At 64.9% G+C, this 26,149-nt stretch carries 20 protein-coding genes; 10 read left to right on the top strand and 10 right to left on the bottom strand.

Annotated elements, in window-relative coordinates; genetic code table 11:
* Positions 1 to 116: 116 nt before the first annotated feature.
* The 4 genes from WBB07_RS12490 to WBB07_RS12475 form a co-directional block, all read right to left on the bottom strand.
* Complete coding sequence (locus WBB07_RS12490; protein WP_526308091.1) at positions 117 to 440, bottom strand: AzlD domain-containing protein; 324 nt, start codon at positions 438 to 440, stop codon at positions 117 to 119.
* Positions 437 to 1,165, bottom strand: coding sequence for an AzlC family ABC transporter permease (locus WBB07_RS12485; RefSeq protein ID WP_526308089.1), 729 nt, complete (start codon positions 1,163 to 1,165; stop codon positions 437 to 439). Before WBB07_RS12485 ends, WBB07_RS12490 begins: the two co-directional genes overlap by 4 nt.
* A 65-nt stretch (positions 1,166 to 1,230) precedes the next feature.
* Entirely contained in the window at positions 1,231 to 1,947 is a 717-nt protein-coding gene (locus tag WBB07_RS12480) for a GntR family transcriptional regulator (RefSeq protein WP_526308087.1), read from the bottom strand.
* 58 nt (positions 1,948 to 2,005) lie between these two features.
* Positions 2,006 to 3,727 carry a 2-hydroxyacyl-CoA lyase gene (locus tag WBB07_RS12475; protein WP_526308085.1) on the bottom strand — a complete coding sequence of 574 codons (1,722 nt, stop codon included), beginning with the start codon at positions 3,725 to 3,727 and terminating at the stop codon, positions 2,006 to 2,008.
* Positions 3,728 to 3,859: 132 nt separating this feature from the next.
* Between WBB07_RS12475 and WBB07_RS12470 the strand changes: the two genes are divergently transcribed.
* A complete protein-coding gene (locus WBB07_RS12470) occupies positions 3,860 to 5,596 on the top strand; it encodes an AMP-binding protein (RefSeq protein WP_526308083.1) in 1,737 nt (578 codons plus the stop codon).
* Between the two features lie 307 nt (positions 5,597 to 5,903).
* On the opposite strand, the gene WBB07_RS12465 is transcribed toward WBB07_RS12470, so the two are convergent.
* The 4 genes from WBB07_RS12465 to WBB07_RS12450 all read right to left on the bottom strand — a co-directional run bounded on the left by WBB07_RS12465 (position 5,904) and on the right by WBB07_RS12450 (position 10,395).
* Complete coding sequence (locus tag WBB07_RS12465) at positions 5,904 to 6,245, bottom strand: hypothetical protein (protein ID WP_526308081.1); 342 nt, start codon at positions 6,243 to 6,245, stop codon at positions 5,904 to 5,906.
* 232 nt (positions 6,246 to 6,477) lie between these two features.
* Positions 6,478 to 8,142, bottom strand: a complete 1,665-nt coding sequence (locus WBB07_RS12460) for a GMC family oxidoreductase (protein WP_526308079.1) — start codon at positions 8,140 to 8,142, stop codon at positions 6,478 to 6,480.
* Positions 8,139 to 8,804 (bottom strand): gluconate 2-dehydrogenase subunit 3 family protein, encoded by a 666-nt coding sequence (locus WBB07_RS12455; protein ID WP_526308077.1) that lies wholly within the window; start codon positions 8,802 to 8,804, stop codon positions 8,139 to 8,141. The genes WBB07_RS12460 and WBB07_RS12455 overlap by 4 nt, the downstream gene beginning before the upstream one ends.
* 76 nt (positions 8,805 to 8,880) lie before the next feature.
* Positions 8,881 to 10,395 carry an aldehyde dehydrogenase family protein gene (locus tag WBB07_RS12450; RefSeq protein WP_526308075.1) on the bottom strand — a complete coding sequence of 505 codons (1,515 nt, stop codon included), beginning with the start codon at positions 10,393 to 10,395 and terminating at the stop codon, positions 8,881 to 8,883.
* A gap of 211 nt (positions 10,396 to 10,606) precedes the next feature.
* On the opposite strand from WBB07_RS12450, the gene WBB07_RS12445 reads away from it, so the two are divergent.
* Positions 10,607 to 11,923: a GAF domain-containing protein gene (locus WBB07_RS12445; RefSeq protein WP_526308073.1), complete on the top strand. Its 1,317-nt coding sequence runs from the start codon at positions 10,607 to 10,609 to the stop codon at positions 11,921 to 11,923.
* Between the two features lie 70 nt (positions 11,924 to 11,993).
* Here WBB07_RS12445 and WBB07_RS12440 read toward each other — a convergent pair whose 3' ends face one another.
* Positions 11,994 to 13,364: an MFS transporter gene (locus WBB07_RS12440; RefSeq protein WP_526308071.1), complete on the bottom strand. Its 1,371-nt coding sequence runs from the start codon at positions 13,362 to 13,364 to the stop codon at positions 11,994 to 11,996.
* A 321-nt stretch (positions 13,365 to 13,685) separates the two neighbouring features.
* On the opposite strand from WBB07_RS12440, the gene WBB07_RS12435 reads away from it, so the two are divergent.
* The 7 genes from WBB07_RS12435 to WBB07_RS12405 all read left to right on the top strand — a co-directional run bounded on the left by WBB07_RS12435 (position 13,686) and on the right by WBB07_RS12405 (position 25,120).
* Positions 13,686 to 19,133, top strand: coding sequence for an ATP-binding protein (locus tag WBB07_RS12435; protein ID WP_526308069.1), 5,448 nt, complete (start codon positions 13,686 to 13,688; stop codon positions 19,131 to 19,133).
* Positions 19,126 to 20,361, top strand: coding sequence for a beta-ketoacyl-[acyl-carrier-protein] synthase family protein (locus tag WBB07_RS12430; protein ID WP_526308067.1), 1,236 nt, complete (start codon positions 19,126 to 19,128; stop codon positions 20,359 to 20,361). The genes WBB07_RS12435 and WBB07_RS12430 overlap by 8 nt, the downstream gene beginning before the upstream one ends.
* Positions 20,362 to 20,404: 43 nt before the next feature.
* Complete coding sequence (locus tag WBB07_RS12425) at positions 20,405 to 21,142, top strand: SDR family NAD(P)-dependent oxidoreductase (protein ID WP_526308065.1); 738 nt, start codon at positions 20,405 to 20,407, stop codon at positions 21,140 to 21,142.
* Positions 21,139 to 21,600 (top strand): MaoC family dehydratase, encoded by a 462-nt coding sequence (locus WBB07_RS12420; protein ID WP_526308063.1) that lies wholly within the window; start codon positions 21,139 to 21,141, stop codon positions 21,598 to 21,600. The genes WBB07_RS12425 and WBB07_RS12420 overlap by 4 nt, the downstream gene beginning before the upstream one ends.
* On the top strand, positions 21,597 to 22,568 hold the full coding sequence (locus WBB07_RS12415) for an NADPH:quinone oxidoreductase family protein (protein ID WP_526308061.1): 972 nt from the start codon (positions 21,597 to 21,599) through the stop codon (positions 22,566 to 22,568). Before WBB07_RS12420 ends, WBB07_RS12415 begins: the two co-directional genes overlap by 4 nt.
* Entirely contained in the window at positions 22,565 to 23,608 is a 1,044-nt protein-coding gene (locus WBB07_RS12410) for a phosphotransferase family protein (RefSeq protein ID WP_526308059.1), read from the top strand. Before WBB07_RS12415 ends, WBB07_RS12410 begins: the two co-directional genes overlap by 4 nt.
* Positions 23,609 to 23,692: 84 nt before the next feature.
* A complete protein-coding gene (locus WBB07_RS12405; RefSeq protein WP_526308057.1) occupies positions 23,693 to 25,120 on the top strand; it encodes a short-chain fatty acyl-CoA regulator family protein in 1,428 nt (475 codons plus the stop codon).
* A gap of 16 nt (positions 25,121 to 25,136) precedes the next feature.
* On the opposite strand, the gene WBB07_RS12400 is transcribed toward WBB07_RS12405, so the two are convergent.
* Positions 25,137 to 25,910: a FadR/GntR family transcriptional regulator gene (locus WBB07_RS12400; protein WP_526308055.1), complete on the bottom strand. Its 774-nt coding sequence runs from the start codon at positions 25,908 to 25,910 to the stop codon at positions 25,137 to 25,139.
* Positions 25,911 to 25,946: 36 nt separating this feature from the next.
* Here WBB07_RS12400 and WBB07_RS12395 point away from each other — a divergent pair, with 36 nt between their 5' ends.
* Positions 25,947 to 26,144, top strand: a complete 198-nt coding sequence (locus tag WBB07_RS12395; protein WP_526308053.1) for a hypothetical protein — start codon at positions 25,947 to 25,949, stop codon at positions 26,142 to 26,144.
* Positions 26,145 to 26,149 lie beyond the last annotated feature (5 nt).

The raw sequence follows: 26,149 nt of genomic DNA, 5'->3' as shown, positions 1-26,149 counted from the left end.
CGGAAGGCCGGAGGATCGGGCGTGGTCCTACCACACAGTGGGCCACGCTACCCCGCCGTGTCAAGAGCCTCGACCCAAGGTGCGATGACCGCGCAGGATTTTCAGCGCCGCGACAGCTACAGCACGATGTCGATCAACGCGTAGGCGGCCAGGCCGCACACGATGCTCAGCGCCAGACTCTTCCAGCGCCACGACACCAGCAGCACAATGGCTCCGGCGATCGTCGCCGGTGAGATGAGCTCGAGAGTGCCCCCGTCACCGACAAACAGCGCAGGGGCCACCAACGCCGCAAAAGCCGCGGCGGGCACCATGTCCAACACCAGACGCAGGCGCGGCGGGAGATCTCGGGGCAGCACCGGAACGAGGATGAAAGCGGCCCTCAACACAAATCCACTCAAGGCCGTCGCACCGATGATCAACCAGATTGTTGCCGTGCTCATGCCTGCGACTCCGATCCAGCGGCCCGCCACCCGAACGCCACTCCGGCAGCGATTCCGGCAGCGGTGCCGAGCATCATCCCGAGATTCGCCGGCAGATCGGCGCACACCACCGCGACCACAGCTGCGACCACCGCCGCCAAAACCTTTGGCCGCTCGACGAGTTGCGGCGCCAGCAGTGCCAGAAAGGAAATCGGAACGGCGAAGGCGATCACCCCGGCATCGGGTAACGAGCCGGCAAATGAGCCGGCAAGCGCACACAGCTGCCAGGTGACCCAGAAGACCAGGCACGCCCCCGTGTAGAAGGCGACCGCGTTCCGGGGCGGCATTGATTTGGTGCGACTCGCGGTGAGCCCCACCGCATGGTCGACCAGCAGATACGAACCGAGCGCGCGCTCTTTGAAGCCGGATGCGGAGAAGATCGGCGCCAGGGTCGCCGAGTAGACGATGAACCGAAGATTGATGACAAACGCGGTGACGATCACCAGAGTCACCGACGCACCCTGACCGACAAGATCCAGAGCGGCGATCTGGGCGGCGCCCGTGTAGGCCAACATCGTGAAAGCGACCGTCTCGAGGACGCTGAACCCGTTCTGGGTGCCGGCCAGACCGACCACCGCGGCAAAGGGCGCGATCCCGACGAGGACGGGAAGCATCGCGATGACTCCGGAACGCATCGCGAGCCGGCGCGAACCCACTTCCCCATCGGACTCATCGGACTCCGACATCGCGGTCTCCTGCCAATGGTCTGAGGCCAACTCCGCAGCATCGAACCGCGACGGGAGGCTGCGGCCTAGTCGTCCTGAACGGACTTGATGAACTCCGACGCGGCGTTTCGGAGATGTTCTCTGGCCAACCGCTCGGCCAGATCCGCGTCACCCGCGGACAGAGCCTCGGCGATCCGGCGGTGCTCTTTCCAGGCCGTGTCGAACAGATCCGGGAGGGTGCGGAGCATCGCCACCATGCCGCGCTCCACCACCGACCACATCGGCACCATCGCCCGGCTGAAATAGGGGTTGCCGGTCGCGTCGAGGATGGTGCCGTGGAAGGCCCGATCCAGCTCCAGCAGTTCTGCGGTGTTGTTGACCCCACCCAGCGCCTGATGGCGTTCGAGGATCGCAAAGAGCTCGGCAAGTCCGTCTTGGGGCCGAGACAAGGCGACTTCGCGGACGGCTTGGGCCTCGAGTGCCTCGCGCACTTTGTATGCCGCTTCGACATCGTGTTTGGACAGCACCCTGACCGCGACTCCGCCGGTGGGTAGTGGCTCCAACAAGCCTTCGACGATGAGGTCCGAGGTGGCGACACGCACGGGCATCCGGCTGACGCCGAGCTGCTCGGCCACCTGGACCTGATTCAGCCGGACACCGGCGGGGATCTCCTCCAGCACGATCGCCAGCCTGAGCCGGTCGCGGACCGATCGGGCCAGCGCGCTGCTGTCCCGGGGCGGCAGCGCACCCAGCGCGGAGAAACTGTGCGAAGTCCGGCCACCGAGCTGAGGACCAAGGCTCATGACATCTCTCCTCGCAGGCGGGTGGACAGGCAGGGTCGTGCTGCGGATCCTCGATCGATTATGTACGGGTAGGGGCGTAACGCTGACACTCGGCGGTATTCCAGGGTCCGACGGCCTGCCGCGGCGGTACCGCGGCGAGTCCTCCGAGATAGTCGGCCGACTGCGGTTCACGCGAGACCAGGACGTCCACCACGGCAGGTGCATTCTCGATCGCCCGGGCAAGAGCGGCCGGCAGGTCGGCCGCATCCTCGACTCGTTCCCCGTGGGCACCGAGACCCTGGGCGAGCAAGTCGTAACGGCAGCCCGGGAGCTCCACACCCACCAGATTGTTGTCGAAGCGGTCGACCTGATCATGGCGCTCGATGTTCCACGCCTCGTTGTTGACGATCACAAAAACCACTCGGGCACCGTGACGGACGGCGGTGTCCACTTCCATGGCGGTGAAGCCGAAACTGCCGTCGCCGATCACTGCGATGACCGGCTCCTGCGGCCGGTGCAGGGCCGCGGCGATGGCAAACGGGACGCCGACACCCAGACAACCCAGCGCGCCGCAGTCGAGATAGTCGACGGCCTTCAGACCCACCCGGGCGAAGGACAGGATGTCGCCACCGTCGGCGATCGCGATCGATCGGTCGGTGAGAACATCGTTGACCGCACCCACCACAAAATTCGGCGACATCCGCCCGGCTGCGTCCAGGTCCGGTGCGGACAGCTTGGTGGCCAGTTTCCCCACCCGCGCCGCGTTGGCCCGCACCATGTCGGCCACCCAATCCAGATCCGGGGCCTCAGGCGCGGCGCCGGCCTCGGTCAGGGCGGCGAGCACGGCGCCGGTGGCACCATGCACTTCGACATCACCGCGGCGATTCTCACCGAGTTCCTCGAACGAGGTGCCGATCCGCAGGAACCGCGCGTCCGGCGAGAACACCGCCGGTGAACCGTAGCCCAGTTGGAAGTCGAGCCGGCGCCCGAGCGTGATCACCAGGTCGGCCTCGCTCATCGCGCGCCCGCGAACGGCGGGTACAAAGCCCGCTACATCGTCACGGATCACCCCGCGGCTCTCCCCGGAGTCGAGGTACAGCGCGTGGGTAGCTGCCAGGAATCGCCGCACCTCGGGGGCCGCCGTGCGGACCGACCGGCCGCCGATGACAACGATCCGCGACGATGCTGCGACCAGCTCCGCCGCCTGGGCGAGCGCCGCCGGATCGGCCGTCGGCGACGCCGGGTACCGGCGCTGCATCGCCAGCGCCGGAATGTCGGCGTCGTGCACCGTCTCGTCCAGGAGGTCGGTCGGGAAGTCGATGTAGGCGGGCCCGGTGGCTCCAGTTGCGCCGCCCAGCGCTGCCGCAATCGCCTTGTCGAGCCTCGGGATGACGTGGTGGCGCTCCGAAACCTGTTCGACCAGACGGCAGATGGGCCGGACGATCTCGCTCTGTGCGATGTCCTGCATGGCGCCCATCCCGGTCTGCAGGCGTGGCGGACGACCGGAGATAACAAGCACCGGGCTGCGCCCCACGTAGGCGTTTGCGATGGCGGTGACCGCATTGGTGAGCCCGGGGCCGGCGGTGACCATGGCCACGCTCAGCTCCCCCGACAGGTCTGCGGTCGCGTGCGCCATGTACACGGCAGCGGCTTCGTGGCGGACATCGACGATCTCGATGCCGGCCCGCGATGCCGCATCCCACAACGGCTGGATGTGGCCACCACACAGGCCGAAGATCCGTTGAACGCCTTGCGCCCGGAGCCGGTCCACGATGAGTTGGGCGACGGTTGGTTCAGTCATGTGAGCACCAATCTGCGGTCTGCGCCGAAATCTAGCCTTGCGAATCCTGGATCCAGAGTCCATAGTAGCCTACGTCACAGTTGGTAGACCGACCGGACGCTCGACACACAATTGAACGCTCAGGAGATCGAGATGACCTTGTCCGAAGCGCGGCCGGGCGACAGCGGGCCCGTCGCGGCCCACCAAAAAGCCCCAGCACCAGCCACTTTCACCCCGGCTGACCGATTCACCTTCACCCTGCCGCGATTCCTGCGGGACGCGGCGGCCGCATATCCGAACAAACCCTTCATCAGCACGATCTCGGGTGAATCGCTGACCTATGCAGAAGCATTGGCGCTCACCGAGCGCCGGGCCGCCGGACTGAGCGCCCTGGGCGTGACCAAGGGCGACCGAGTACTGCTGATCATGGACAACTCCATCGACCTGCTGATCAGCTGGTTCGCCATCAATCTCATTGGTGGTGTGGAGGTCCCGTCCAATACCGCCAACCGCGGAGCGAGCCTGGCACACGCCGCCAACAACTCGGGCGCCACTGTCGCGATCATCGACAACCGGTACGCGCCGGCACTCAATGATGTTGCAGACGAGCTGAAAACATTGAAGACGGTGGTGGTGCGCGGTGCCATCCCGGAACTGACATTGCCGACGGTGGCAATCGAAGAACTCGACACCACCTCCGCCGCGGTGCCCGACGTCACGGTGTCCTACCGCGATCCGGCAGCGATCATCTACACCTCGGGGACCACCGGACCCGCCAAGGGGGTAGTTGTCCCCCACGCACACATGCACACTTTTGCCGCGCACGTCGTCGAGCAGCTCGAGATCGTCGACAACGACGTCTATTACATCTGCCTGCCGCTGTTCCACGCCAATGCGCAGTTCATGCAGGTACTTCCGTGCATGATGACCGGAGCCTCGATGGTGCTCGCCGACGCCTTCAGCGCCAGCCGCTGGCTCGACGACCTGCGCGCCTGCGGGGCAACCGTCACCAGCCTGCTCGGTGTGATGGCGCAGTACATCTTCGACCGACCCACCCGGCCACAGGACACCGAGCACCGGGTGCGACGCATGGTCACCATTCCGCTGCCCTCGGTGATCGCCGAGGACTTCGAGCGGCGGTTCGACACCGTCTGCATCGAGGCCTACGGCATGACCGAGGTCTGCCTGCCCACCTACCGTCCCGCCGGCGAGCCGATCCGGCCCGGCAGCTGCGGCAAAGCGCTCGACACCTGGTTCGAGGTGGCCATCGTCGACCCTGACACCGACGAGCCGGTGCCCGACGACGAGGCCGGCGAGATCGTGGTCCGGCCCCGATACCCCTTCACCACCTTCCTCGGTTACCACGCGATGCCCGAGCGGACCGTCGAAGCCTGGCGAAACCTGTGGTTCCACACCGGGGATGGTGCGCGGCGGGACAGCGACGGGTACTACTACTTCCTCGACCGGCTCAACGACCGCATTCGCCGCAAGGGCGAGAATGTCACGACCTACGACATCGAGGTGGCGCTCACCGAGATCCCGGACATCGCCGACGCGGCGGTGATCGCCAAACCGGCAAAGGAAGGCGAGGATGACATCAAGGCCTTCATCGTGACGGCCGACGGCGCCGAGTCTCCGGACCCGGTCGCGATTCTGGCGCACTGCGTCAAACGTCTCCCCTACTTCTCCGTGCCCCGCTATCTCGAATTCATCGGCGATCTGCCAAAAACCCCGACCGGCAAGGTGCTCAAACGAAATCTGCGAGCCATGGAATCCTCGGATTCCGAGTGGGACCGCGAGCAGCAGGGCTGGACGGTCAAGCGCGGGACCGACCACCTCGTGCGGATCAACCCGGGCGCTTCAACTACAGAACCCACTGCGCCACAATGATTCACGCAATCTAGGAAGCCCGAAGCCCGAGGCCTGATCCCGGTATCGCACCGGGATCAGGCCTTTGAGGTTCCTCAAGGTTCGGTCGCCCGGCAACACTGAACGCCTGATCTAGTGGTATGAATGTCGCGGGCAGTGTCGACTGGGTGACGGGTTCAAACTGCCCGTACAGCCTTACGATTCATGCCATGGCGGACTCCCCCGCAGAACTGAGCCATGACGAGGCAGGCCTCACCGCGGCCGCGTGCGCACAGTGGCCAGCCGCACCGAGGAGCTTGCACCGCTTCGAACGCACCATTGCCCTAGATCACCGCAGTACTGTGTAGACATTCGCGGGAGCCGAAGTGTGGGTGTCGTCGGCGCGGTAGCCAAGACCTTCCAGCAGGTTCATCGCGTCGACCGAACCAGCGAGAACCTTGACGATCTCGCCGCGTCGCAAGTCACGTTCCTGCATAACCGAATTGCGGGCCTGGTTGAAGGCGACGACGGTCGCACTCGACGTGGCTTGCATGTACTCGAACACGCGGATCGAACCCGCCTCCAGCTCTCCCGCGCGCGACGCGTACGGAAGCGAAGACCCCCGCAGGAAACGCGTGTAGCCGCGCCAAATGCTGGCGTGCCCTATCTCATAGGACCGAAGAATTCCCAACAGCTAAGCGTCGGCCGGCGCCCGGCCGAGTTCCGTGCCCGAGCGATTGTGACCTGATACGTATTCGTTCAGACCCGTGTGATGTCAGTGGCTCTCTGGTGGCAGTCGGCCCTGCAACGCAAAGCGCAAAAAGTGCTCCCCGGAAGTGAGAACTGAATCTCTGTGTCCAACTTCCGGGGAGCACTTCACTTCATGGTGCAAGTGATCTTTGCAGGCGAGCGGCGGGAACCGCTCAGATGGCCGGAGCCTCCGCGTTACTCGGCGTCGTGCGCTGGTCGACGATATCCGAGAAGCGCTTCGAGATGTAGTCGCCGGCCCGAACCGCCAACGCCCCGATCGTGGACGTCGGATTGACCGCGCCACCGGTGGTCAGCGAACTGCCGTCGACGACAAACAGATTCGGGACATCCCAGGTTTGGTTCCACTTGTTCGTCACCGAGTCCTGGGGATTGTTGCCCATCCTGCAGGTACCCATCAGGTGCCAGCCCGGGGGTGGATTCAGGACGCCGGTGTCGTTGGTCTCGACAGCTCCGAGCGCTCGTGCGGCATCGAAAATCCGGTCGATACCGAAGTTGGCGAGTGCGATGTCGTTGGCATGCGGAACCCAGTTCACATGTGCGGCAGGAAGTCCACTGGCATCCTTGACATCGGGGTCAAGTGTGACGCAGTTGCTTTCGACAGGCAGGTCTTCGCCGAACATGAATACCATCAGATGGTTACCGAAGTGCTCGTTGAAGAACTTTCGGTGGTCCGATCCCCACGGCGCGGTGTAGCCGGTGTGGCTGCCCATCGCGGAATACGCTGCGCCGAAGCTTCGGGCGACCTGCATGCCGAAGCCGTTGACAAATCCGCGGTCGGTATCGGTGTTGTAGAACTCGTGCGAGTACAACGGCGCGCCGAAGGCACCCTTGTAGCCCTCCATCGGCTTGTCGAACCAGGCATCGCAGAACGCAAAGATGTGGTGCATCAAGTACTTGCCCACCAACCCATTGCTGTTGGCAAGCCCATCCGGATGGCCCTTCTGGGCGCTCATCAGCAACAGTCGCGGTGTGCCGATGCCACTGGCGGCGACAACCACGATGTCGGCAGTCACTTCGTGCCGGTTTCCGGTACGGGTGTCGATATACGTCGCCCCCGTGGCTTTGCCGTTCTTGGTGGTGATCTGCTCCACCCGGGCATGGGTCCGCAGGTCGGCACCGAGTGCGATGGCAAACGGCCAGTGGGTGTGTGTCGGCGTGCTCAGCGATCCGGTGGGGCTACCCGAGAGCTCGTTACCTGCGGCGACATCGGCGTCGCGGTTCTCCCGAGGGCGGGTGATGATGGCGTTGTCCGACGGCCACCAGTGCCATCCGAGCCCGCCCAGCGCGTTGGCGAAGTTCCGGCCGAGCTTACCCGGCAGGACGGGCGGATCCCGGTCGACCCCGGAGCGATCCGGGTAAGACGGGTCACCTACCATTCCCGAAATGCCATATATAGCGTCGTTTTCGTCGTAATAGGGCGCCAGATCCTCGTAGCTGATCGGCCAGTCGATCGTGCCTTCGAGGCCATGTTCGGTGCCCTTGCGGAAGTCCACCGGCTTGTAGCGCGGCCAATGGCCCGCGTAATGCATCGTGCTACCGCCGACGTTGTTCATCAGATACGGCGTGGTGAACCCGGTGACCGGATAGTCCTCGGGCAGACCACGAACGTTCGGATCGTAGGCCCACCCACGTTGCTTCTCGATCTCCCACTCGCGGTGGTAATGCGGGTGATCGGTCGAGGAGACCCAGGGTCCCTGCTCCAGACAGGTGACCTTGTACCCCTGCTGCACCAGCTTCAGGGTCACCCCTGCGCCGCCGGGCCCGGCGCCTATGACCAGGACGTCGGTGTGATCGGATCCGGACGTTTTGATGTTCATCGTTTGCTCTCCTCGTCCTGAGACGTTTGCAGAAAACTCAGTTTGCTGAGATCTACCCGAACCACGTTGTCGGTGGCGACGTAACCGGCTCCCTGCCCCGCTGTGGCGAGCGTTTCGTCATCCCAGTCCTCAATGCAGTGCAGATAGCCGTAGGGCAGTGGCGCACCGTGATAGTCGCGCCCGGCCGGGATTTCACGCTGGATCGCCGCGGTTACCGCGTCGGCAGCGTAGTAGCCGTAGTACACCAGACTGCGGATCTGACCAAAGAGTGTTTCCTGCTCCTTCTCCATCCGCCGGATCTCCTGCTCGCGGTCCTCGACACCGGCGGAGACAAATCCCTCGCCGAGCGCGGCCAGTGCCCGCTTGAGGTCGTCTTCCTCCAGGTACGGAAAGTGCTTGGCCCGGTATCCGGTTGGCGTGAGGTAACGACCGAAGAAGTTGGCGATACCGATGTCGCTGGGCGCTGGGAACCCGCCGCCGGGCGGAATCAAGGTATCGGCGATCGCCTCGATGACCTTGGTCTCCGCTGCAGTGAAGGTCACTGGGCGGGCAAGGCCGCCCATGCGGGGCCGTCCCGTTTCGAAGTGCGGTTGATCCGGGCGATCCGTACCCAGTGCCGGCGCTCCATAGGGAGCATTCGCAAGTGTGTCCTCTTGGCTCATCTTCTCTCCTTTGTGGCCGTGGCGGGAACCAGTCCCCGACCGCGAATCCGCTTTGTTCGCATTCCGAAACTGGTTGTCACAGTGGCGCGCCGGCCCAATCGGTGGTCTTCGCCAACGATCGGTCGAGGTTGATCCCGATGTGTTTGGTCTGGGTGTAGCCGTGCACGGCCTCGAGCCCTTCTTCACGTCCCGTGCCACTTTGCTTGTGGCCGCCGTGCGGTGTCATCGGCAGTTCACCGAACCAGTCGTTGATCATGACCGATCCCACCTGGAGACGCTTTGCGGTGTCGAGCGCAGCGGTGATGTCCTGGCACCACAGGACGGCAAAGAGGCCGTATTCCGAATCATTCACGGTCTCGATGAGGTCGTCGGTGGACGACCAGCGGATGACTGCGGTCACCGGGCCGAAGATCTCTTCCCGGGCGATGCGCGCGTCCTTGGCGACGTCGACAAAAACCGTGGGTGAGACGAAGTAACCGCCGCCGTCGGCTGCCGGGGCCGCCTCGCCGCCAAAGAGCAGTGTCGCCTCCTGCTTTCCGATCTCGATGTACTCGCGGACCCGGTCGTACTGCTTCTTCGACGCCAGCGGGCCGACCTGTGTGCCGGCGTCGAACGGATCGCCGATTGTGACCGTGGCGAGCCTGGCCACCAGCATCTCGAGGAACTCGTCGGCGATGTCCTCGTGCAGAAACAGCCGGCTTCCCGCGACGCACACCTGTCCGGCCCGCGAGCAGAAGCCCTGGACCGCAACTTCAACCGCATCCTCCAGCGGCGCGTCGGGAAACACCACCAGCGGGCTCTTTCCACCGAGTTCCAGGTTGACCTGGGCGATGTGTTGGCCACCGAGCCTTGCTATCTCGCGTCCGGTCTCGGTGGAGCCGGTGAAGGTGATTCCCCGGACCTCGGTGTGCGCAGCCAGCGCTGCACCCGCTTCGGCGCCATAACCCGTCACAATGTTGAACACACCATCCGGGAATCCAGCAGCATGCACCAGTTCGGCAAATTTCAACGCAGACAAGGAGGTATCCTCGGCCGGCTTCACGACACAGGTGTTGCCCAGGGCCAACGCCGGGGCGATCGACCGGGCAAGAATCAGCAGCGGGTAGTTCCACGGGATGATGTGCGCGGTGACCCCGAGCGGCTCCAGCAAGGTGAAGCTGAGCTTGTTGCCAGGAACTGCGATGGTTCGGCCGCCGACCTTGTCCGCGGCACCGGCCCAGTACTCGAGCCACAGCGGGATGGCCCCCACCAGCTCCTGAGCCTTGGACAGATAGTGCCCGGAATCCAGGGACTCGATCCTGGCGAGTTCGTCGGCGTTCTCGGCCACCAGTTCGGCAAGCCTGCGCAGCAGCGCGGCCCTGGCGATCGCATCGGTGAACTGCCACTCGACGGCCACATCGGCCGCGGCCCGGACCGCCGCGTCGACATCTGCGCCGTCCCCGCGGGGAACCTCGGTGATCACGCGGCCGGTGCTGGGGTCCAGCGTTTCGAAGGTGGCGCCGCTGCGGGCCGGGACCCATTGGCCGTTGATGTACATCAACGGCCGCTCGACTGTTCGTGACTCGGCGGTGGTTGCCATCATCTGAGTCATCCGTCCACCCCGCTCCGTAGCAGGGACGGCACGGGAGCTATCGGGGGCAAGGATCTCGGCGTCGTAGGAATCATGTGACCCAGCACACAGGTCCGAGGTCGTGTGCCGCAAGGGTTACATGAGGTTACTTGGGTGCGGACATACCCTCCCGCACGCCAGTATGGGTACCCTGGTGATCATTGTTACACTATGACGGAGAGCACAGTCAGCCATGAAATCCGGTTTCGCTCACCCAGAACCGTCGATAGCGGCGGGTCAGGATCCACGAACGTACGCACGCCTCATGTCGGCTGTCTACGACGCGACCATGGCCGGCGACCGGGCACCCGCACGACCACGCCCGGTCATCTGGGAATCTTGGCGGCGGCTGATGAGCAAGGGTCTGCGTCCCGACCGCCGCAATCCCCCGGTTGCGGCGTCCACGCGCGTGGAGGCGCTGCGGCAGTCCTCCGGACTGGCACCGGTCATCGATGAGGTGACCAGGGGCCTGAACTCACTTCTCGCCAACGGCGACACCATCTTTGCGATGGCCGACGCCGATGGCACCGTCCTGTACCGGGCAGGCTCCCCCAAGGTGCTCCGCAACGCCGACCGCCTCGGATTCATCGAAGGTGCGCAGTGGTCGGAGACCTCGGTCGGCACCAACGCATTGGGAACCGCTCTGGTGTCACAGACCGCGGTGCAGACGTTCTACGCCGAGCACTACAACCGCAATCAGCATCCATGGACCTGCGCGGGTGCGCCCATTCGAGACCCCAGGACCGGCAAGGTAATTGGCGTCATCGATGTCACCGGTCCGGCCTCGACGGTACATCCCACCACCATCGCGCTCGTGGATGCCGTTGCCCGACTGGCAGAGTCGAATCTACGTGAACAACACGATCTGGCGTTGAACCGTCTTCGGATGGTTGCCGCACCGATCCTGTCCAGGATCAGCGCACCGGCGCTTGCGGTGGACGCGAACGGCTGGGTGGCCGCGGTGGACTCGCTGCCTGTGCAGAATCGCATCCTGCTGCCACCGCTGATCGAACCGGGCCAGGTCTGGGTGCCGGCGCTGGGACTCTGCGACGTGGAGACGCTGCCCGGGGGTTGGCTGATCCGGCAGATCGAACACGACGGTGAGCAAGCGGTGATGCAGGTGCTGCTGGATCTGGGCGACAGCGCGACGCCGCGGCTCGGCCTGACCGGGCAGTTCGGCAACTGGCAACACGACATTTCACCACGGCTGGCTGAGATCCTGTTGATCCTGGCGGTCCATACAACTGGCCGGTCCGCACTCGAGCTCGCCGACGACCTCTATGACGATCCGTCTCGAGTCGGCGCTGTGCGCGTCGAGATGTCCCGGTTGCGTAAGCGATTCGCCGGCCTGGTGGCGGCTCGGCCCTATCGATTTGCCGATTCCACCAAGGTCGAGGTGCGCTATCCACAGAACAGCGCGGACTTGCTGCCCCCGTCGGTGGCCCCCGCGATCCAAGCCATCCGTGACCGCCGCTGTGCCGAAACCTGGGTGTCGTCCGACCCGCAGTGACCGGCCGGAAACACACGACACCGCCGGGCGGGGAGGTCCCCACCCGGCGGTGCCGTGAGCCGGCGGTAGCTCAGCTCCTGACCGAATCGTCCTCGAGATCGTTGTTCTTCGTCTCCGGCAGCGCCAGCACACACAGCAGGCTGACTGCGGACAGACCGGCCAGCAGCACACCCACCCACATGCTGGACGAGGTGGCCACGATCTGAGCCGCCAGGATCGGCGGGATCGCCCCACCGATGATGCCGCCGAGGTTGTAGCTGAGTCCCGCTCCGGTGTAACGGAACCGCGACTTGAACATTTCGGGCAACAAGGCTCCGGCCGGGCCGTTTGCAACACCGTAGATCGACAGGGTGACCGTGACGCCGATCAGGAAGGCGATGGGTGAACCGGTGTCGAGTAGCGGGAACAGACACAGCGACCAGATGATCGCTGCGCCGTAAGCGCTGGCGATGACCTTCTTTCGACCCACCTTGTCCGAGAGGATGCACGCCGTCGCTGTCACCACACCCAATACCACTGCGGCGATCATGCCGAAGCCCAGAATCATCGTTCGGGTGAACTCCAGTTGCCCGATTCCGTAACTGGTCAGGAAGGTGCTGCCGGTGTAGAACATCGAGAACACCGTGGACATGGCCAGGCCGGCGATCAAGATCTGCTTCCACTGCATGCGGATGGCATCGGCGAACGGCAGCTTCACCGGTGCCGCCTGGGTCGCCTTGTTGCGCAGGTGCGCCTGGAAGACGGGTGTCTCGTCGATGGACAACCGAATCCACAGCCCGACCATCACCAGCAACATCGACGCGATGAACGGCAGTCGCCAGCCGTAGCTGAGGAACGCCTCGCTGGTGGCGCCGACGGTGACCGAGGCCAGGAAGAAGGTGCCACTGGCCAAGAAGAACGCACATGCCGGCCCGAGCTGTGGGTACACCGCCATTCGACCGCGTTGCCCCTTGGGCGCGTACTCGGCCGTCAAAAGTGTTGCGCCGGCCCATTCACCGCCCATGGCCAGGCCCTGCAGGAAGCGCATGGCAACCAGCAGGATCGGTGCCCAGATCCCGATCCCGTTCTCGAAGATGCCGAACACCCCGGTCTCGTAACCAGGGAAGAGCCCGATCGCCACCGTGGACAACCCCATGATCAGCAAGGTCCACACCAGAGTCCGTTTGCGGCCGATCTTGTCTCCGTAGTGACCGAAGACGATCGAGCCGACAGGCCGCGCGAAGAACGCCACGCCGAAGGTGGCAAATGAGGCGATCGTGCCCATCGCTGGGCTGGCGCTGGGAAAGAAGACGGCCGGGAACACCAGTGCGGCGGCGGTCCCGTAGACGAAGAAGTCGTAGTACTCGATTGTTGTGCCAATGAGACTGGCAGCTCCGACTTTTCGAAGGCTTCGACGGTCGGTGGACTTTTCGGAAGTCAGAGCGGGGCTCTGCTGAGTCATGAGCGTCTCCAATTAGAGGGCGGTTCCCACCTTGGTCCTACCATAGGTGTGGTCCACGCCACAAGAGTTCCGCACGAGTTGCCCCCGACACAGCCACGATTCAACGGGGCCGGCCCTCAGGGAAAGAAGCCGGTTACCGCTGATCAGAGGAAGTCATTGAGCGTCAAGGTGTTTCACAACCAGACAAGAGAATTAGCCAAGTTAGCAATTCACAACTTCAACGCTCTCAATACTTCGCAAGCTCGCCTCCTTGCTTGGCCCCGACAGACTTGGGAGTGTCGAGTGCATGACCGAACGGCGGCTAGTTCCATGGTGACCAGAGTGGCGATCGCAAACCGCGGCGAAGCGGCCATGCGCTTTCTCAACGCGGCCGACGAGTACCGAACCGAACACGGCCGTGCTCTCGAAACGGTCGCGCTCTACACCGACGCCGACGCCACCTCGTGGTTCGTCCGCGAAGCCGACCACGCCGTGCATCTCGGGCCGACCATGACCACCGATCCGCTCACCGGGGCGCGCCGGCACACCTACCTCGACTTGCAGATCCTGGAAGCGGCACTGGTCGCCAGCGGCGCCGACGCAGTGTGGCCCGGCTGGGGTTTTGTCGCCGAGAATCCCGATTTTGTGCGCATGTGCGAGCGTATCGGCGTCCAATTCATCGGGCCGACCGCCGCCGCTATGGACCTGCTCGGAGACAAAATCGCGGCGAAGCGGGTAGCGGAATCGGCGAATGTGCCCGTCGTGCCGTGGAGCCAGGGTCCGGTGGAGACCGCCGAGGACGCCCTCGAGCACGCCCGCCGTATCGGATTCCCGGTGGTACTCAAAGCTGCTGCCGGTGGTGGCGGCCGCGGAATCCGGGTGGTGACAGACGAATCGGAGGTCTCCTCCGCGTTCCACAGTGCCCGCGCCGAGGCAGAATCGGCCTTTGGTGACACAACAATCTTTGTCGAGGCACAAGTTGTGGGCGGCCGCCATCTCGAGGTGCAGGTGGCAGCCGATACCGCAGGCACCGTGTGGACCCTGGGTCTGCGCGACTGCAGTGTGCAACGCCGACGCCAGAAGGTGCTGGAGGAGTCCGCCCCCGTCGACATGGCCGAAGATCTGCAGGAAGCGATCCTCGATGCAGCTCGACGCCTTTGCGTGGCAGTCGGATACACCAATGTCGGCACCGTCGAGTTCTTGGTTCGCCCGGATACCGGCGACTTCTACTTCCTGGAGGTGAACACCCGGCTACAGGTTGAGCACACCGTCACCGAAGCCGTCACCGGAGTGGATCTGGTGAAGTTGCAACTCGACATCGTGTCCGGAATGCAACTGACCGGAGTTGCGCCTACGCCGCGGGGCCATGCCGTGGAGGTGCGGCTCAACGCAGAGGATCCCAAGCGGGGTTTCATGCCTTCCCCCGGACGTGTGGTCGAACTGCGGATACCGCAGGGTCCGTCCATCCGAACCGATGCCGGCGTGGTGGTCGGCGACACCATCGCCGCCGAGTTCGATTCGATGATCGCCAAAATCATTGCCTGGGGCCGTGATCGGGACGAGGCGCTGGCCCGGCTACGGAGGTCCCTGGCCCGCTCGGCGGCAGTGATCGAAGGCGGGACCACCAACAGAAGATTCCTGTTGGCGCTGCTCGACAATGCCGAGATCCGCGGCGGCCATGTTGATACGACGTGGCTGGACCGGGCCCTGGCAGCGGGAACTCTGCTGGACTCCCCCGATGCGCCCTTGGCCATGATCGGCGCCGCCGTCGAAGCCCAGCGGCGAGACCACGCCGGGGCCCTCGAACAGTTCGGCGGGATGGCAGCCCACGGTCGCCTCGATCACATCGAGGACACCACTGAGGTCATCGAGCTGGAGTACGAGGGCGACCGACGCTCCTTCCGGGTGCTGTGTCGAGGTGGCGACGACGTCGAGATCGATGCCGACGGAACCATTGTCAACGCCCGGGTCGAGCAACTCAGTGAGTTCGAACGTCGGATCACCATCGGTGCTCTCGAGGTTCCGCTGACGGTCGTGATCAGTGGTCCACTCATCACCGTTGAACTCGGACACAGTGTCTATCGCATCGTCCGCGGCTACGGCGGGCTGGTCCGCGCCGAGTCGCAGTGTGTTGTCGCGAAGGTCGCCGTGACCGTCGGCGACGAAGTCGAGCCCGGTGATCTGCTGCTGATCGCCGAAGCGATGAAGATGGAGTCTCCGATACTCGCTCCCTTCGCGGGGCGTGTCAGCGAAATCATGGCCGGCGCCGGAACGCTGGTAGGCGCCGGTGACCCGATTCTTCGGATCGACGCTCTCGACGACACCGGCCCCAACGAATCCGGGCAGCTGTCGTTCGCAGATCTCGAAGGGACGCAAGAGGAGTCGGAGGAGGCCGACCGTGACGTGCTGACCCGTCTGGTCCTCGGCCAGGACCTGCGCCACGCGCCGATCCGCGACATCACGGCCCGGGTCGGGAACCTGTCCTTCGACGCCGGATTGCCGCTGCTGCGCATTGCTGCCGATCGAATGGCGCTGTTCACCGGCGTCGACGGCGGCACCCCGCGGCCGGATCTCCTGCTGTTCGCCCTGCGCTCCCCCGATCGGATCGACGAGGTGGCGCCCGCCGAGTTCGTGGCACGCCTGCGCCGGATGCTGGGTCACTACGGTCTGACCGAGATCAGCCAGAGCACCGAACTCGTCGACTCGCTGTACAACATCTGGCGTGCCGAGTCCCGGCTCGACCGGATCGCGCACGTGAGCGCCGTGCTGTTGCAGACGTGGCTGGGGTCAGAGCACGACCCCACCACCTCACCCGAACTCGTTGCAGTACTGGACGGACTGGTCGCAGCTGCTGAGGAGACCTACCCCACCGTCGCGGATCTGGGACGTGCGGTGCGCCATCGTCTTGTCGAATACCCGGCCATCGACGCGCTGCGCACCGCAGACCGGGGACTGGCCGAGCAGCTGCTGTCCTCGACGGCCGGAACGGACGAGACGATCGCCGGGTTGCTCCGGTTGCCCGCAACAGTGGATCGATACCTGGCCAGCCGCAGCGGCAATACATCCGATCGGTCGACGGTCGCGCTGGAGGCACTGGTCCGTCGCACACACCGGCACCGGCACCTGGATCCCTTCACCACATCGCCCGGCAGCGCGGATATCCCCGGAGTGCGGTCAGTGCGCACCGAAAACGGCAATGCCATTGTGCTGGTGGCTGTTTCCGGAGAGTCGTCCCGGCTTGCGGAGCTGTTGTCGGTGGCCGCGCGGTTCGCCGAATCGACGGGACCGGTGGAGATCGAGGTCTTTCTCACCGATACCGAGCCCAGCGCCTCGGAGCTGGAAACCTCAGTGCTCGAAGCCGCAGTGCTCGGTGAGCTCGCCGAGCTGGCTGCCGCGAGTGAGCGCCTGACTGTCGTGGTGACCTGGTGGCAGGGCAACCTCGATATCGAGGAGGGGACAAAACGCCATTGCGCCTTCATCGGCGATGAAGGCGGGCTGCGCGTCGCGGGCCTGCCGGCCGGACTTCACCCCGCCACCGCCGACCGCCTGGAATTGTGGCGCCTCGATGGTTTCGAGATCAGTGCCCTGTCTGCTCCTGACGGAATTCATCTGATCAAAGCCGTGGCGAAGGAGAACAGCCACGACGAACGCCTGTTTGCGCTCCTGGAAGTGTTCGATCTGGATGTCGATTCCAGCCCGAAGTACGCACATCTGAGGACACAGATATCCCAGGCGGCCATTGCGATTCGGCGCGCCAGAGCGGCTTTGCCCGATCCGTCGATCTCCTTGAGCAATCGAATCGTGTTGTCTGTCGAGCCGGTGTGGACGCTGCCCGATGCCGACGTGCAGGCCGTGATCACCGAACTGCTCCCCCTGACCCGCGGGCTGGGGCTCGAGAAGGTGATCGGAACCATCCGGACGCGGGACACCGACACCGGCGAACTCACCGAGGAGATCATCCACATCACGACACCACCCACGGTGGGCGTCATGATCGGGCGAACCAAACCGTCACCGAACCAGATTCGGCCGATGTCGGAATACCGCAGGCGAGTTGTGGCCATGCAGCGCCGCGGGCTGGTGTACCCCTACGAGATCATCGAACTCCTGGTCGGCACCGGGGCCACCCACACCGAACTTCCGGTCGGTGACTTCACCGAGTACGACTTCGTGGACAGCAGTTTCGAAACGGTGGACCGCCCCCGGGGCGAGAACACCGCCCGGGTGGTCACCGGCGTGATCAGCAGCCGAATCGCGGACTGCGCCGACCCGATCGACCGGGTGCTCATCTTGAACGAGCCGAGTCGTGATCTGGCGTCCTTGGCCGAACCTGAATGCCGGCGCATCCTTGCGGCATTGGATCTGGCAACGGAGCTCGGTGTTCCCGTCGAGTGGTATGCGGTGTCCTCCGGCGCCCGCATCGCCATGGACAGCGGCACCGAGAATCTGGACTGGACCGCAGCGGTACTGCGCCGGATCATCGAATTCACCCAGGGCGGCGGCGAGATCAACGTTGTGGTCGTCGGGGTCAACGTCGGTGCGCAGTCGTACTTCGATGCCGAAGCGACCATGCTGATGCACACCTCGGGAGTGTTGATCATGGTGGGACGAAGTGCCATGGTGCTCACCGGGAAACAGGCGCTGGAGTTCTCCGGCGGGGTGGCGGCCGAGGACAATGCCGGAATCGGTGGATACGACCGGATCGCCGGCCCCAACGGGCAGGCCCAGTTCTGGGTCCCCGACGTCGAGTCAGCCTGCGCGCTGCTGTTTCGGCACTACCGCTCCTCGCTCCGGCACGGAGCACACGTGCAGACCTCGGATCCGTGCCATCGCGACATCAGCACCTACCCACACCAGAATGACGGCACTGGCACCTCCTTTGCTCAGGTCGGCGATATCTTCTCCACCGAGCACAATCCGGATCGGAAGCGCCCGTTCGACATCCGCTCGTTGATGGCAGCTGTCAGGGATCAGGACGCGCCCCCGCTGGAACGCTGGACCGCCTGGCAAGACGCCGAGAACATCGTGGCTTGGGATACCCGGCTCGGCGGACTCGCCGTGTCGCTGGTCGGGATCGAATCACGGAATCTGCGTCGGCGGCTGCCCCGACCGGTCGACGGTCCCGACTCATGGACCGCCGGAACGCTTTTCCCGCAGTCATCGAAGAAGCTGGCGCGAGTCATCAACGGCGCGAGCGGACGGCGACCGCTGGTGATCCTGGCGAACCTGTCAGGGTTCGACGGCTCACCGGAGTCGATGCGCAAGCTGCAACTGGAGTACGGTGCGGAGATCGGCCGTGCGATCGTCAACTTCAGCGGCCCGATCGTCTTCAGTGTCGTCTCCCGCTACCACGGCGGCGCCTATGTCGTGTTCTCGAAATCGCTCAACCCGAACATGGAGATCTCGGCGATCGAGGGTTCGCGCGCATCGGTGATCGGTGGCGCCCCGGCCGCGGCCGTGGTGTTCACCCGTGACGTTCGCATGCGGGTCCGGAAGCACCCGGCCGTGGTGGAACTCGAGAGCCGACTCGCCGAGGCCCACGTGGACGAACAACCGATGATCCAACACCAGTTGCATGAGCTGACGGCAACCATCACCACCGAGGTCCAGACAGCCGTCGCCCGGGAATTCGACGATATCCACACCGTGGAGCGCGCCCTTCGGGTCGGTTCGATCGACCACATCGTCTCCCCCGCGCAGTTGCGCCCCTACCTGATCGGTGCCGTGCAGCGCGGCCTCGACAAGACCCAGATCCTCACCACACCAACAGAAAGAGCGAGCCATGCGTAGAGTCGTCATCACCGGCCGAGGCATCATCGCCCCCATGGGGAACACCGTCGGAGACTTCCTCGACGGACTGCGCAACAATGTCTCGGGCGTGGGCCGGATTTCCTGGCCCGGCGAATCCGAAACGTTCTGGTTTGCTCCGGTCCGCGACTTCGACCCCACAGCGTGGATGGACGACAAGGTCGCCGACGGAACCGATCTGTTTGCACAGTGGGCGCTCGCGGCCAGCGAACAGGCCCGGCTGGACGCCGGATTGGACACCTTCGATTCGGAACGTACCGGTGTGGTGCATGGCACCAGCATGGGCGGTACCCGATCACTGAGCGAAGCGCAACGTGCCTACGAACGCGAGGGCGCCAAAGGTGTTGACCGCAAGACGATGATCCGAATCCTGCCGAACATGGCCGGATCTCAACTCTGCATGCGGTATGGGTTGCACGGCCCGTTGCTGACCGTCACCACCGCGTGCGCCTCCTCGAACGACGCCATCGGCAATGCCGCCCGGCTGATCCGCTCCGGTGAAGCCGACGTCGTCATCACCGGCGGGACGGAGGCGGTGACACTCGGCGACGGCGACTTCGCACCCGCCTGGTACTTCGCCCAGGCTCAGTACGGCATGCTCTCCAACAGCACCGACGAGCGCCGCACTCTGACGCCCTTCGACAAGGACCGCACCGGGATCGTGATCGGCGACGGCAGCGCGATGTTTGTCATCGAAAGTGAAGAACACGCTCGCGCCCGAGGCGCCCGTATCCTGGCCGAGATCGCCGGCTACGCCTCGTTGGCCGATGGCCCCCACCCGTCGGCTCCGGAACCGAATGGAAAATGGGAAGCCCTGGTGATGCGCAAGGCGCTGGCCAATGCCTCCGTCGAACCTTCTCAGGTGGACGCCCTGTACGCCCACGCCACTGGCACCGCTAAAGGCGACACCGCCGAGATTCGCGCTCTCAACGCGGTACACGGCGGCCGGGGGCTACCGGTCACCGGGATCAAGGGCCACACCGGTCACACCGGTGCTGCATCCGGGGCCATGAGCGTGGTGGCCGCGCTCGAGACCTTTGAATCCGGCATGCTCCCCAACGCCGCGGGTACCGACGTGGTGGACCCGGAAGCCGACTTCCAGGTGATCACCCACAAGCCTGCACACGTGGAAGCTGAAGTCATCCAGGTCAACTCGTTCGGTTTCGGCGGGCAGAACGCTTCGCTGGTCTTGCGCCGGCCATCTTCCTGATCACTGCTCTTGTTCCGAGCTCATCTCACGAAAGGTTTCATCCATGGGTAATCTGACCTACGACTTCACCGGAAGGTCCGTCATCATCACCGGCGCAGCGCGCGGGATCGGGTTCGAACTGGGGTCGTTCTTCGCCAATGCCGGCGCCCAGACCTACATGGTCGATGTCGACGCCGACGAACTCCAGGACGCTGCCAAGCGAGCGGGTGGTGTCGCGCTGGTGGCCGACGTCCGCAGCACTGCCGACGTGCAGGCTGCCGTGGCAACCGTGGTTGCTGACACCGGCAAGGTCGACGTTGTGGTCAACAACGCCGGTGTGTTGCGCGACAAGGTGGTCTGGAAGATCACCGATGAGGATTGGCAGGAGGTGCTCGAAGTCCACGCCGGCGGCACCTTCCGGTTCACCCGCGAGTGTGTGCCCCATTTCCGGGAGCGCTCCTTCGGCCGCATCATCAACATCACCTCCTACACCGGGCTGCGCGGAAACCCCGGGCAGTCGAACTACGGTATGGCCAAGGCCGGCATCATCGGATTCACCAAGACCACCGCAAAGGAACTGGCGCGGTTCGGAGTCACCGTCAACGCGATCGCCCCGAACGCCGAAACTCGGATGATCGCGTCCATTCCGCCGGACAAGAAGGCCGAACTGGCAGCCGGGATTCCCATGGGGCGCTTCGCTCACCCGAGCGAGATGTGCCCGGCGATCGGTTTCCTGGCCTCCGAGGAAGCCGGCTTCATCACCGGAACCGTGCTCGGCGTCGACGGCGGGATGTCGATGTGAGCGGACTGACCATCGCTTCCCTGGTGGAGCAGACCGATCTCGACCTGGGAACCAGCCACTGGATGGAACTCGACCAAGCCCGGATCAACGCTTTTGCCGACATCACCGAGGATCCGCAGTGGATTCACGTCGATCCCGAACGCGCTGCCGCCGGGCCGTTCAGCACCACCATCGCGCACGGCTACCTCACGATGTCGCTGGTGGCGCCGGTTCTCAACGAGTTGTTTGTCGTCGACGACGCGGTGGCGTCGATCAACTACGGCGCCAACAAGATCCGGTTCCCCTCCGCTGTTCCCGTCGGTTCGCGGATTCGCGGCCGTCTGACACTGCTGAGCGCGGAACCGGTTCCCGGCGGGGTACAGGCATCATTGCGGGTCACGATGGAGATCGACGGCGGCGAGAAGCCCGCATGTGTGGCCGATATCCTGATCCGACTCAGTGGCGGAGACAACCGATGAAAGCCTTCCGGCTCCATTCTTACGACGGTCCAACGGCTTTGACGCTCGATGACGTCCCGGATCTGCCCCGCGAGGGCGAGGTCGCGATCGTGGACGTCAAGGCCATCGGAGTCAACTTCCCCGATCTGTTGCTCACCAAGGGGCAGTATCAACGTAAACCGGAGACACCGTTCACGCCCGGCTGTGAGGTCGCCGGCGTCATCAGCTGGGCTCCGGCCGATTCCATCTGGGATGTCGGCGACCGGGTGATGGCCTTCGTCTGGGACGGCTCCTACGCCGAGTCGGTGGCGGTACCGCTGCACGCGCTGGTCGCGATCCCCGATGACATGGGGTTCGACGTGGCTGCGGGATTGGTGGTCAACCACCACACCGTGCACTTTGCGCTGGCCCGGCGCGGCCACCTGCAAGCCGGCGAGTCCGTGCTGGTGATGGGTGCTGCCGGAGGCATCGGCAGCGCTGCCGTTCAGGTCGCCAAGGGCCTGCAGGCGCGCGTCATCGCCGGGGTGGCCGGCGAGCACGAGGTGGGCGTGGCCGAGGCGGCCGGAGCCGACGAGGTGATCGTCCTCGAGAAGGGATTCTCGGCAAGGGTCCGCGAGCTCACCGGCGGCGACGGGGTGGACGTCATCCTCGATCCTCTCGGCGACTGGCTCTTCGACGAGGGGGTCCGGGCTCTGGCCTCCGAGGGCCGCATCCTGGTGATCGGCTTCGCGGCGGGTGACATTCCGTCACTGCGCACGAATCGACTCCTGCTGCGCAATGTCTCAGCCGTCGGCGTCGCCTGGGGAGCCACCCTCGACAAGGACCCCGCGCTGTTGTCCTGGGGCGCTGAGGCGCTGCACCGGATGTACGCCGAAGGTTCGGTGAATCCGCAGATCGGGCATCGTTTCTCCTTCGAGGAGATCCCGTCCGCACTACAACGCCTCGAAGCTCACGAGATTCGGGGTAAAGCGATCATCGAGATGCCATGACGGACCCACTCGGCGCTCCCACGGCGACACAGCTCGACAGCATCGGCCGACTGCTGCGGAAGATCGACTCCGCATTGGTTCCCGGGGAGTTGACTGCGTCGCTGGTGTCGGGTGGCCGGTCCAACCTGACGTATCGCCTGGAGACCGGGGGTGCGCCGCTGATCCTGCGGCGGCCCCCGCTCGGGCACGTACTCGAGACGGCGCACGACATGGGCCGGGAGTACCAGGTGATGGCGGCCTTGCATCCGACCGGCTACCCCGTGCCGAGAATGGTCTGCCATGTCGAGGACACCGACGTGCTGGGCGCGCCGTTCTATGTCATGGAACTGGTCGACGGGGTGGTGTATCGACAGGATTCGGATCTGGCGCGGCTGTCCCCGGCGGATGCGGAGGCGATGTCGTTCGCCTTTGTCGACGCCCTGGCCGACCTGCATCTGATCGACTATCAGCAGATCGGTCTCGGGTCGTTCGGCCGGCCCGAGAACTACCTGGAGCGGCAGGTGCGCAGGTGGGTCCGCCAGCTCGCGTCGTCCACCTCGCGGGAGGTCGACGGATTCTCCGAACTGGCGGACCGACTGTCGGCGAGCCTGCCCACCACCACGCAGTCGGCGATCGTGCACGGTGACTTCCGGTTGGACAACGCGATCATCAGCAGCGCCACTCCGGGTGAGGTGCTCGCGGTGCTCGACTGGGAGATGTCCACGCTCGGGGATCCGCTCAGCGACCTCGGATTGTTCTACCTGTACTGGCAGGGCTGGAGTGGGTTGGACAACCCGATCGCCGGGACGCCGGCCGATGTCCCCGGTTATCCGTCCTGGGAGACTCTGGCCAGTCGGTACGCCCACCGCACCGGAATCCACCTGCACGACTTCTCGTGGTACCGCGCCTTCGCCATCTTCAAGTTCACCGTGATCTGTGAGGGAATCCACTATCGATATTCGCAAGGCATGACGGTGGGTACCGGCTTCGAGCAGATCGGTCGGTTGGTGCCGCCACTGGTGCAGCGCGGCCTGGCGATTCTCGACGAATCGACGACGTGAGACGGCCCGGTACGCCGCCCGCGACCGGCGGATCTGCAAAATCTGTGAATCTGGTGTCTTGCAAATCCGTACTACCCTGACGGGGTGGACAAGCTGTTTGCCGGCGTCCGACTCCGGAGGCTTCGCGAGGAGCGCGGGCTCAGCCAGGTCGAGCTGGCCCGGGTCCTGGCCATCTCCTCGAGTTATCTGAACCAGATCGAGCACGACGCCCGACCCATCACCGTCACCGTGCTGGTGAGGCTGACCGAGGTGTTCGGCATCGACCCGGCTTTCTTCGCCCCCCGCGACACCGCACGCCAGCTCGCGGAGTTGCGTGAGGCCCTCCCCGAGGTGGCCCCGGGCGTCCCGGCCCCCGCCTCGGATCTGCGACAGCTGGCCACCTCGATGCCGGAGGTCGCCGACGCCGTCATCGCGCTGTACCGGCGCTACCGCGACGCCATGGTCCATCTGGAGGCGGTCACCGATTCCCGCTCGGAGGGGCCGGCGTTGATGCCCCACGAGCATGTGCGGGACTTCTTCTACCGCCACCAGAACTACGTCGATGTGTTGGACCGGGAAGCCGAGGATCTGGCGGCCGAGATCGGCGAACACGGCGGCGACCTACGGCAGAATCTGCGGACGCACCTCAAGGAGCATCACGAAGTCCGGGTTGTCACCGCGCGCCGGGACAGCGACGGGGACATGTACACCTTCGACAGTGCCCGTGGTGTGTTGACTCTCGGCGCCGACCTCGGCGCCGGCCAGCAAGCCTTTCGGATGGCCACCCAAATCGCCTTGCTGGGGTCCTCGACGACCATCGACAGAGTGCTGGATGCCGAGTCGTGGCCGGATGCGACAACTCGGGCACTGGCCCGTCTCGGTCTGGCACATCACTTCGCCAGCGCGCTGATACTTCCGTACACCTCGTTCTACAAAGCCGCGGAGCGGGCCCGTTACGACGTGGAGGTGCTCGCCGAGCGTTTCGACGTCGGGTACGAGACCATCGCCCACCGCCTGAGCACCCTGCAACGGCCTGGGCTGCGAGGGGTGCCGTTCATCCTGGTCCGGGTCGACAAGGCCGGCAACATCTCGAAACGTCAGTCGGCGACCGGTTTCCACTTCTCGCACACCGGCGGCACCTGTCCGTTGTGGAATGTGTACGACGCCTTTGCCGCACCGGGGAAAGTCAACGTGCAGGTGGCCGAGATGCCGGACGGTCAACGTTATCTGTGGGTGGCGCGCACCGTGATTCGCCGTCGAGGCGGCTACGGCGCCGCGGCCAAGACATTTGTCGTGGGGCTGGGATGTGAGCTGCGTCAGGCGGGGCGCCTCACCTACAGCAAGGGGCTGGACCTGGTGAACCCCGACGTCATGCCGATCGGCCCGGGGTGCCGTACCTGCGAACGCCAGCAGTGCCCACAGCGGGCCATACCGCCGGTCGGTCGACAGCTGTTGGTGGACTCCAACCGCGGGGGCTCCGTCCCCTACCCGTTGAAATCGGCTGCCCGGCCGAGTGATTCGGCCACCACCTGATGTGGGAGGGAACTCCTCACAGCGGTGCCCAGTCGAGATCGCTGAGCCCAAGCGCACGGTAGAAGCTCACGATGTGTTTGGTCACGAGGTCGGCGGCCGCGTCACCGTCACCGGCGGCGATCGCGTCGACGATCACCTCATGCTCGTCGGTCAGAGCAGCCATCGTGGCGCCGAGATCGTCGAGCCCTTCGAAGGCCGTGACCATGGCCTGCCGCAACGCTTCCCGCATCGCGGCCATCAATGCGGCGGCAAGGCCGTTGCCCGACACCTGCGCAATGCCGACGTGGAAAGCCGCATCGAGATCGTTGTAGGCAGCCATCGAATGGGCACCGCGCATCGCACTGATCAACGAGCGCAGCGCATCGACGTCGTCCTTGGTGGCACATGCTGCCGCTTTACGACATGAGAGCCGCTCCAGCATCAGCCGGGTCTCGACCAGATCGTCCTGGGTGAAGGACGCCAGTTGTAGGTGCATGCGCAGCACCATGCCCATACCCCCGGTGCTGTCCTTGACGATCCGCGATCCGGACATCGGACCGGATCCCGTTCCGGCCTCCACCACTCCGATGGCCTCGAGGATCCGAAGGGCTTCGCGAACGGCCCCCCGACTCACCCCGAGCGCCTCTGCCAACTGTCGCTCCGGTGGCAGCCGATCCCCCGCCTTCAGTGAGCCATTGTTGAGGCGGTTCTCGATCTCGGCCACTACCTGCTCATGCGTGCGAATGCGTGGGAGCGGCTTCCACTCGGATGGCGCGGTCTCCGACACGTAGGCCCCTTCTTGCAGCTGCACCCATCCAGTCTGTGGTTCTACCATAGGCTCGGTCGAGTGACCCTGGCAACATTCACGTCCCGTTGTGGCGCGCACCTCAGGGTCACCTCGACCGTCGCGCTCGCGAACCCTAGCTATTCGGCGAGCTCCGCCGGAATCTCCAAGCGCGTTAGGGTCGACATCAACGCGCGCTACCGGCAGCGGTACGCGCGTGGCGATGCCACAGCCGGCACGCTGTCGTTTCTGCGGATCTGAAGGAA

Origin of the sequence: Mycobacterium sp., from assembly GCF_049647605.1 — a bacterium.
In the GTDB taxonomy this organism is placed as follows: domain Bacteria; phylum Actinomycetota; class Actinomycetes; order Mycobacteriales; family Mycobacteriaceae; genus Mycobacterium.
The sequence above is the reverse complement of the archived record's forward strand: the minus strand, read 5'-3'. Positions and strand labels throughout refer to the sequence as shown.

What these genes read in the sequence shown, in the direction of transcription:
- WBB07_RS12480 (WP_526308087.1), bottom strand. Translation starts at nt 1,947, where the DNA reads ATGAGCCTTGGTCCTCAGCTCGGTGGCCGGACTTCGCACAGTTTCTCC.
- WBB07_RS12440 (WP_526308071.1), bottom strand. Translation starts at nt 13,364, where the DNA reads ATGACTCAGCAGAGCCCCGCTCTGACTTCCGAAAAGTCCACCGACCGT.
- WBB07_RS12415 (WP_526308061.1), top strand. Translation starts at nt 21,597, where the DNA reads ATGAAAGCCTTCCGGCTCCATTCTTACGACGGTCCAACGGCTTTGACG.
- WBB07_RS12475 (WP_526308085.1), bottom strand. Translation starts at nt 3,727, where the DNA reads ATGACTGAACCAACCGTCGCCCAACTCATCGTGGACCGGCTCCGGGCG.
- WBB07_RS12460 (WP_526308079.1), bottom strand. Translation starts at nt 8,142, where the DNA reads ATGAACATCAAAACGTCCGGATCCGATCACACCGACGTCCTGGTCATA.
- WBB07_RS12450 (WP_526308075.1), bottom strand. Translation starts at nt 10,395, where the DNA reads ATGACTCAGATGATGGCAACCACCGCCGAGTCACGAACAGTCGAGCGG.
- WBB07_RS12485 (WP_526308089.1), bottom strand. Translation starts at nt 1,165, where the DNA reads ATGTCGGAGTCCGATGAGTCCGATGGGGAAGTGGGTTCGCGCCGGCTC.
- WBB07_RS12490 (WP_526308091.1), bottom strand. Translation starts at nt 440, where the DNA reads ATGAGCACGGCAACAATCTGGTTGATCATCGGTGCGACGGCCTTGAGT.
- WBB07_RS12455 (WP_526308077.1), bottom strand. Translation starts at nt 8,804, where the DNA reads ATGAGCCAAGAGGACACACTTGCGAATGCTCCCTATGGAGCGCCGGCA.
- WBB07_RS12430 (WP_526308067.1), top strand. Translation starts at nt 19,126, where the DNA reads ATGCGTAGAGTCGTCATCACCGGCCGAGGCATCATCGCCCCCATGGGG.
- WBB07_RS12410 (WP_526308059.1), top strand. Translation starts at nt 22,565, where the DNA reads ATGACGGACCCACTCGGCGCTCCCACGGCGACACAGCTCGACAGCATC.
- WBB07_RS12425 (WP_526308065.1), top strand. Translation starts at nt 20,405, where the DNA reads ATGGGTAATCTGACCTACGACTTCACCGGAAGGTCCGTCATCATCACC.
- WBB07_RS12470 (WP_526308083.1), top strand. Translation starts at nt 3,860, where the DNA reads ATGACCTTGTCCGAAGCGCGGCCGGGCGACAGCGGGCCCGTCGCGGCC.
- WBB07_RS12445 (WP_526308073.1), top strand. Translation starts at nt 10,607, where the DNA reads ATGAAATCCGGTTTCGCTCACCCAGAACCGTCGATAGCGGCGGGTCAG.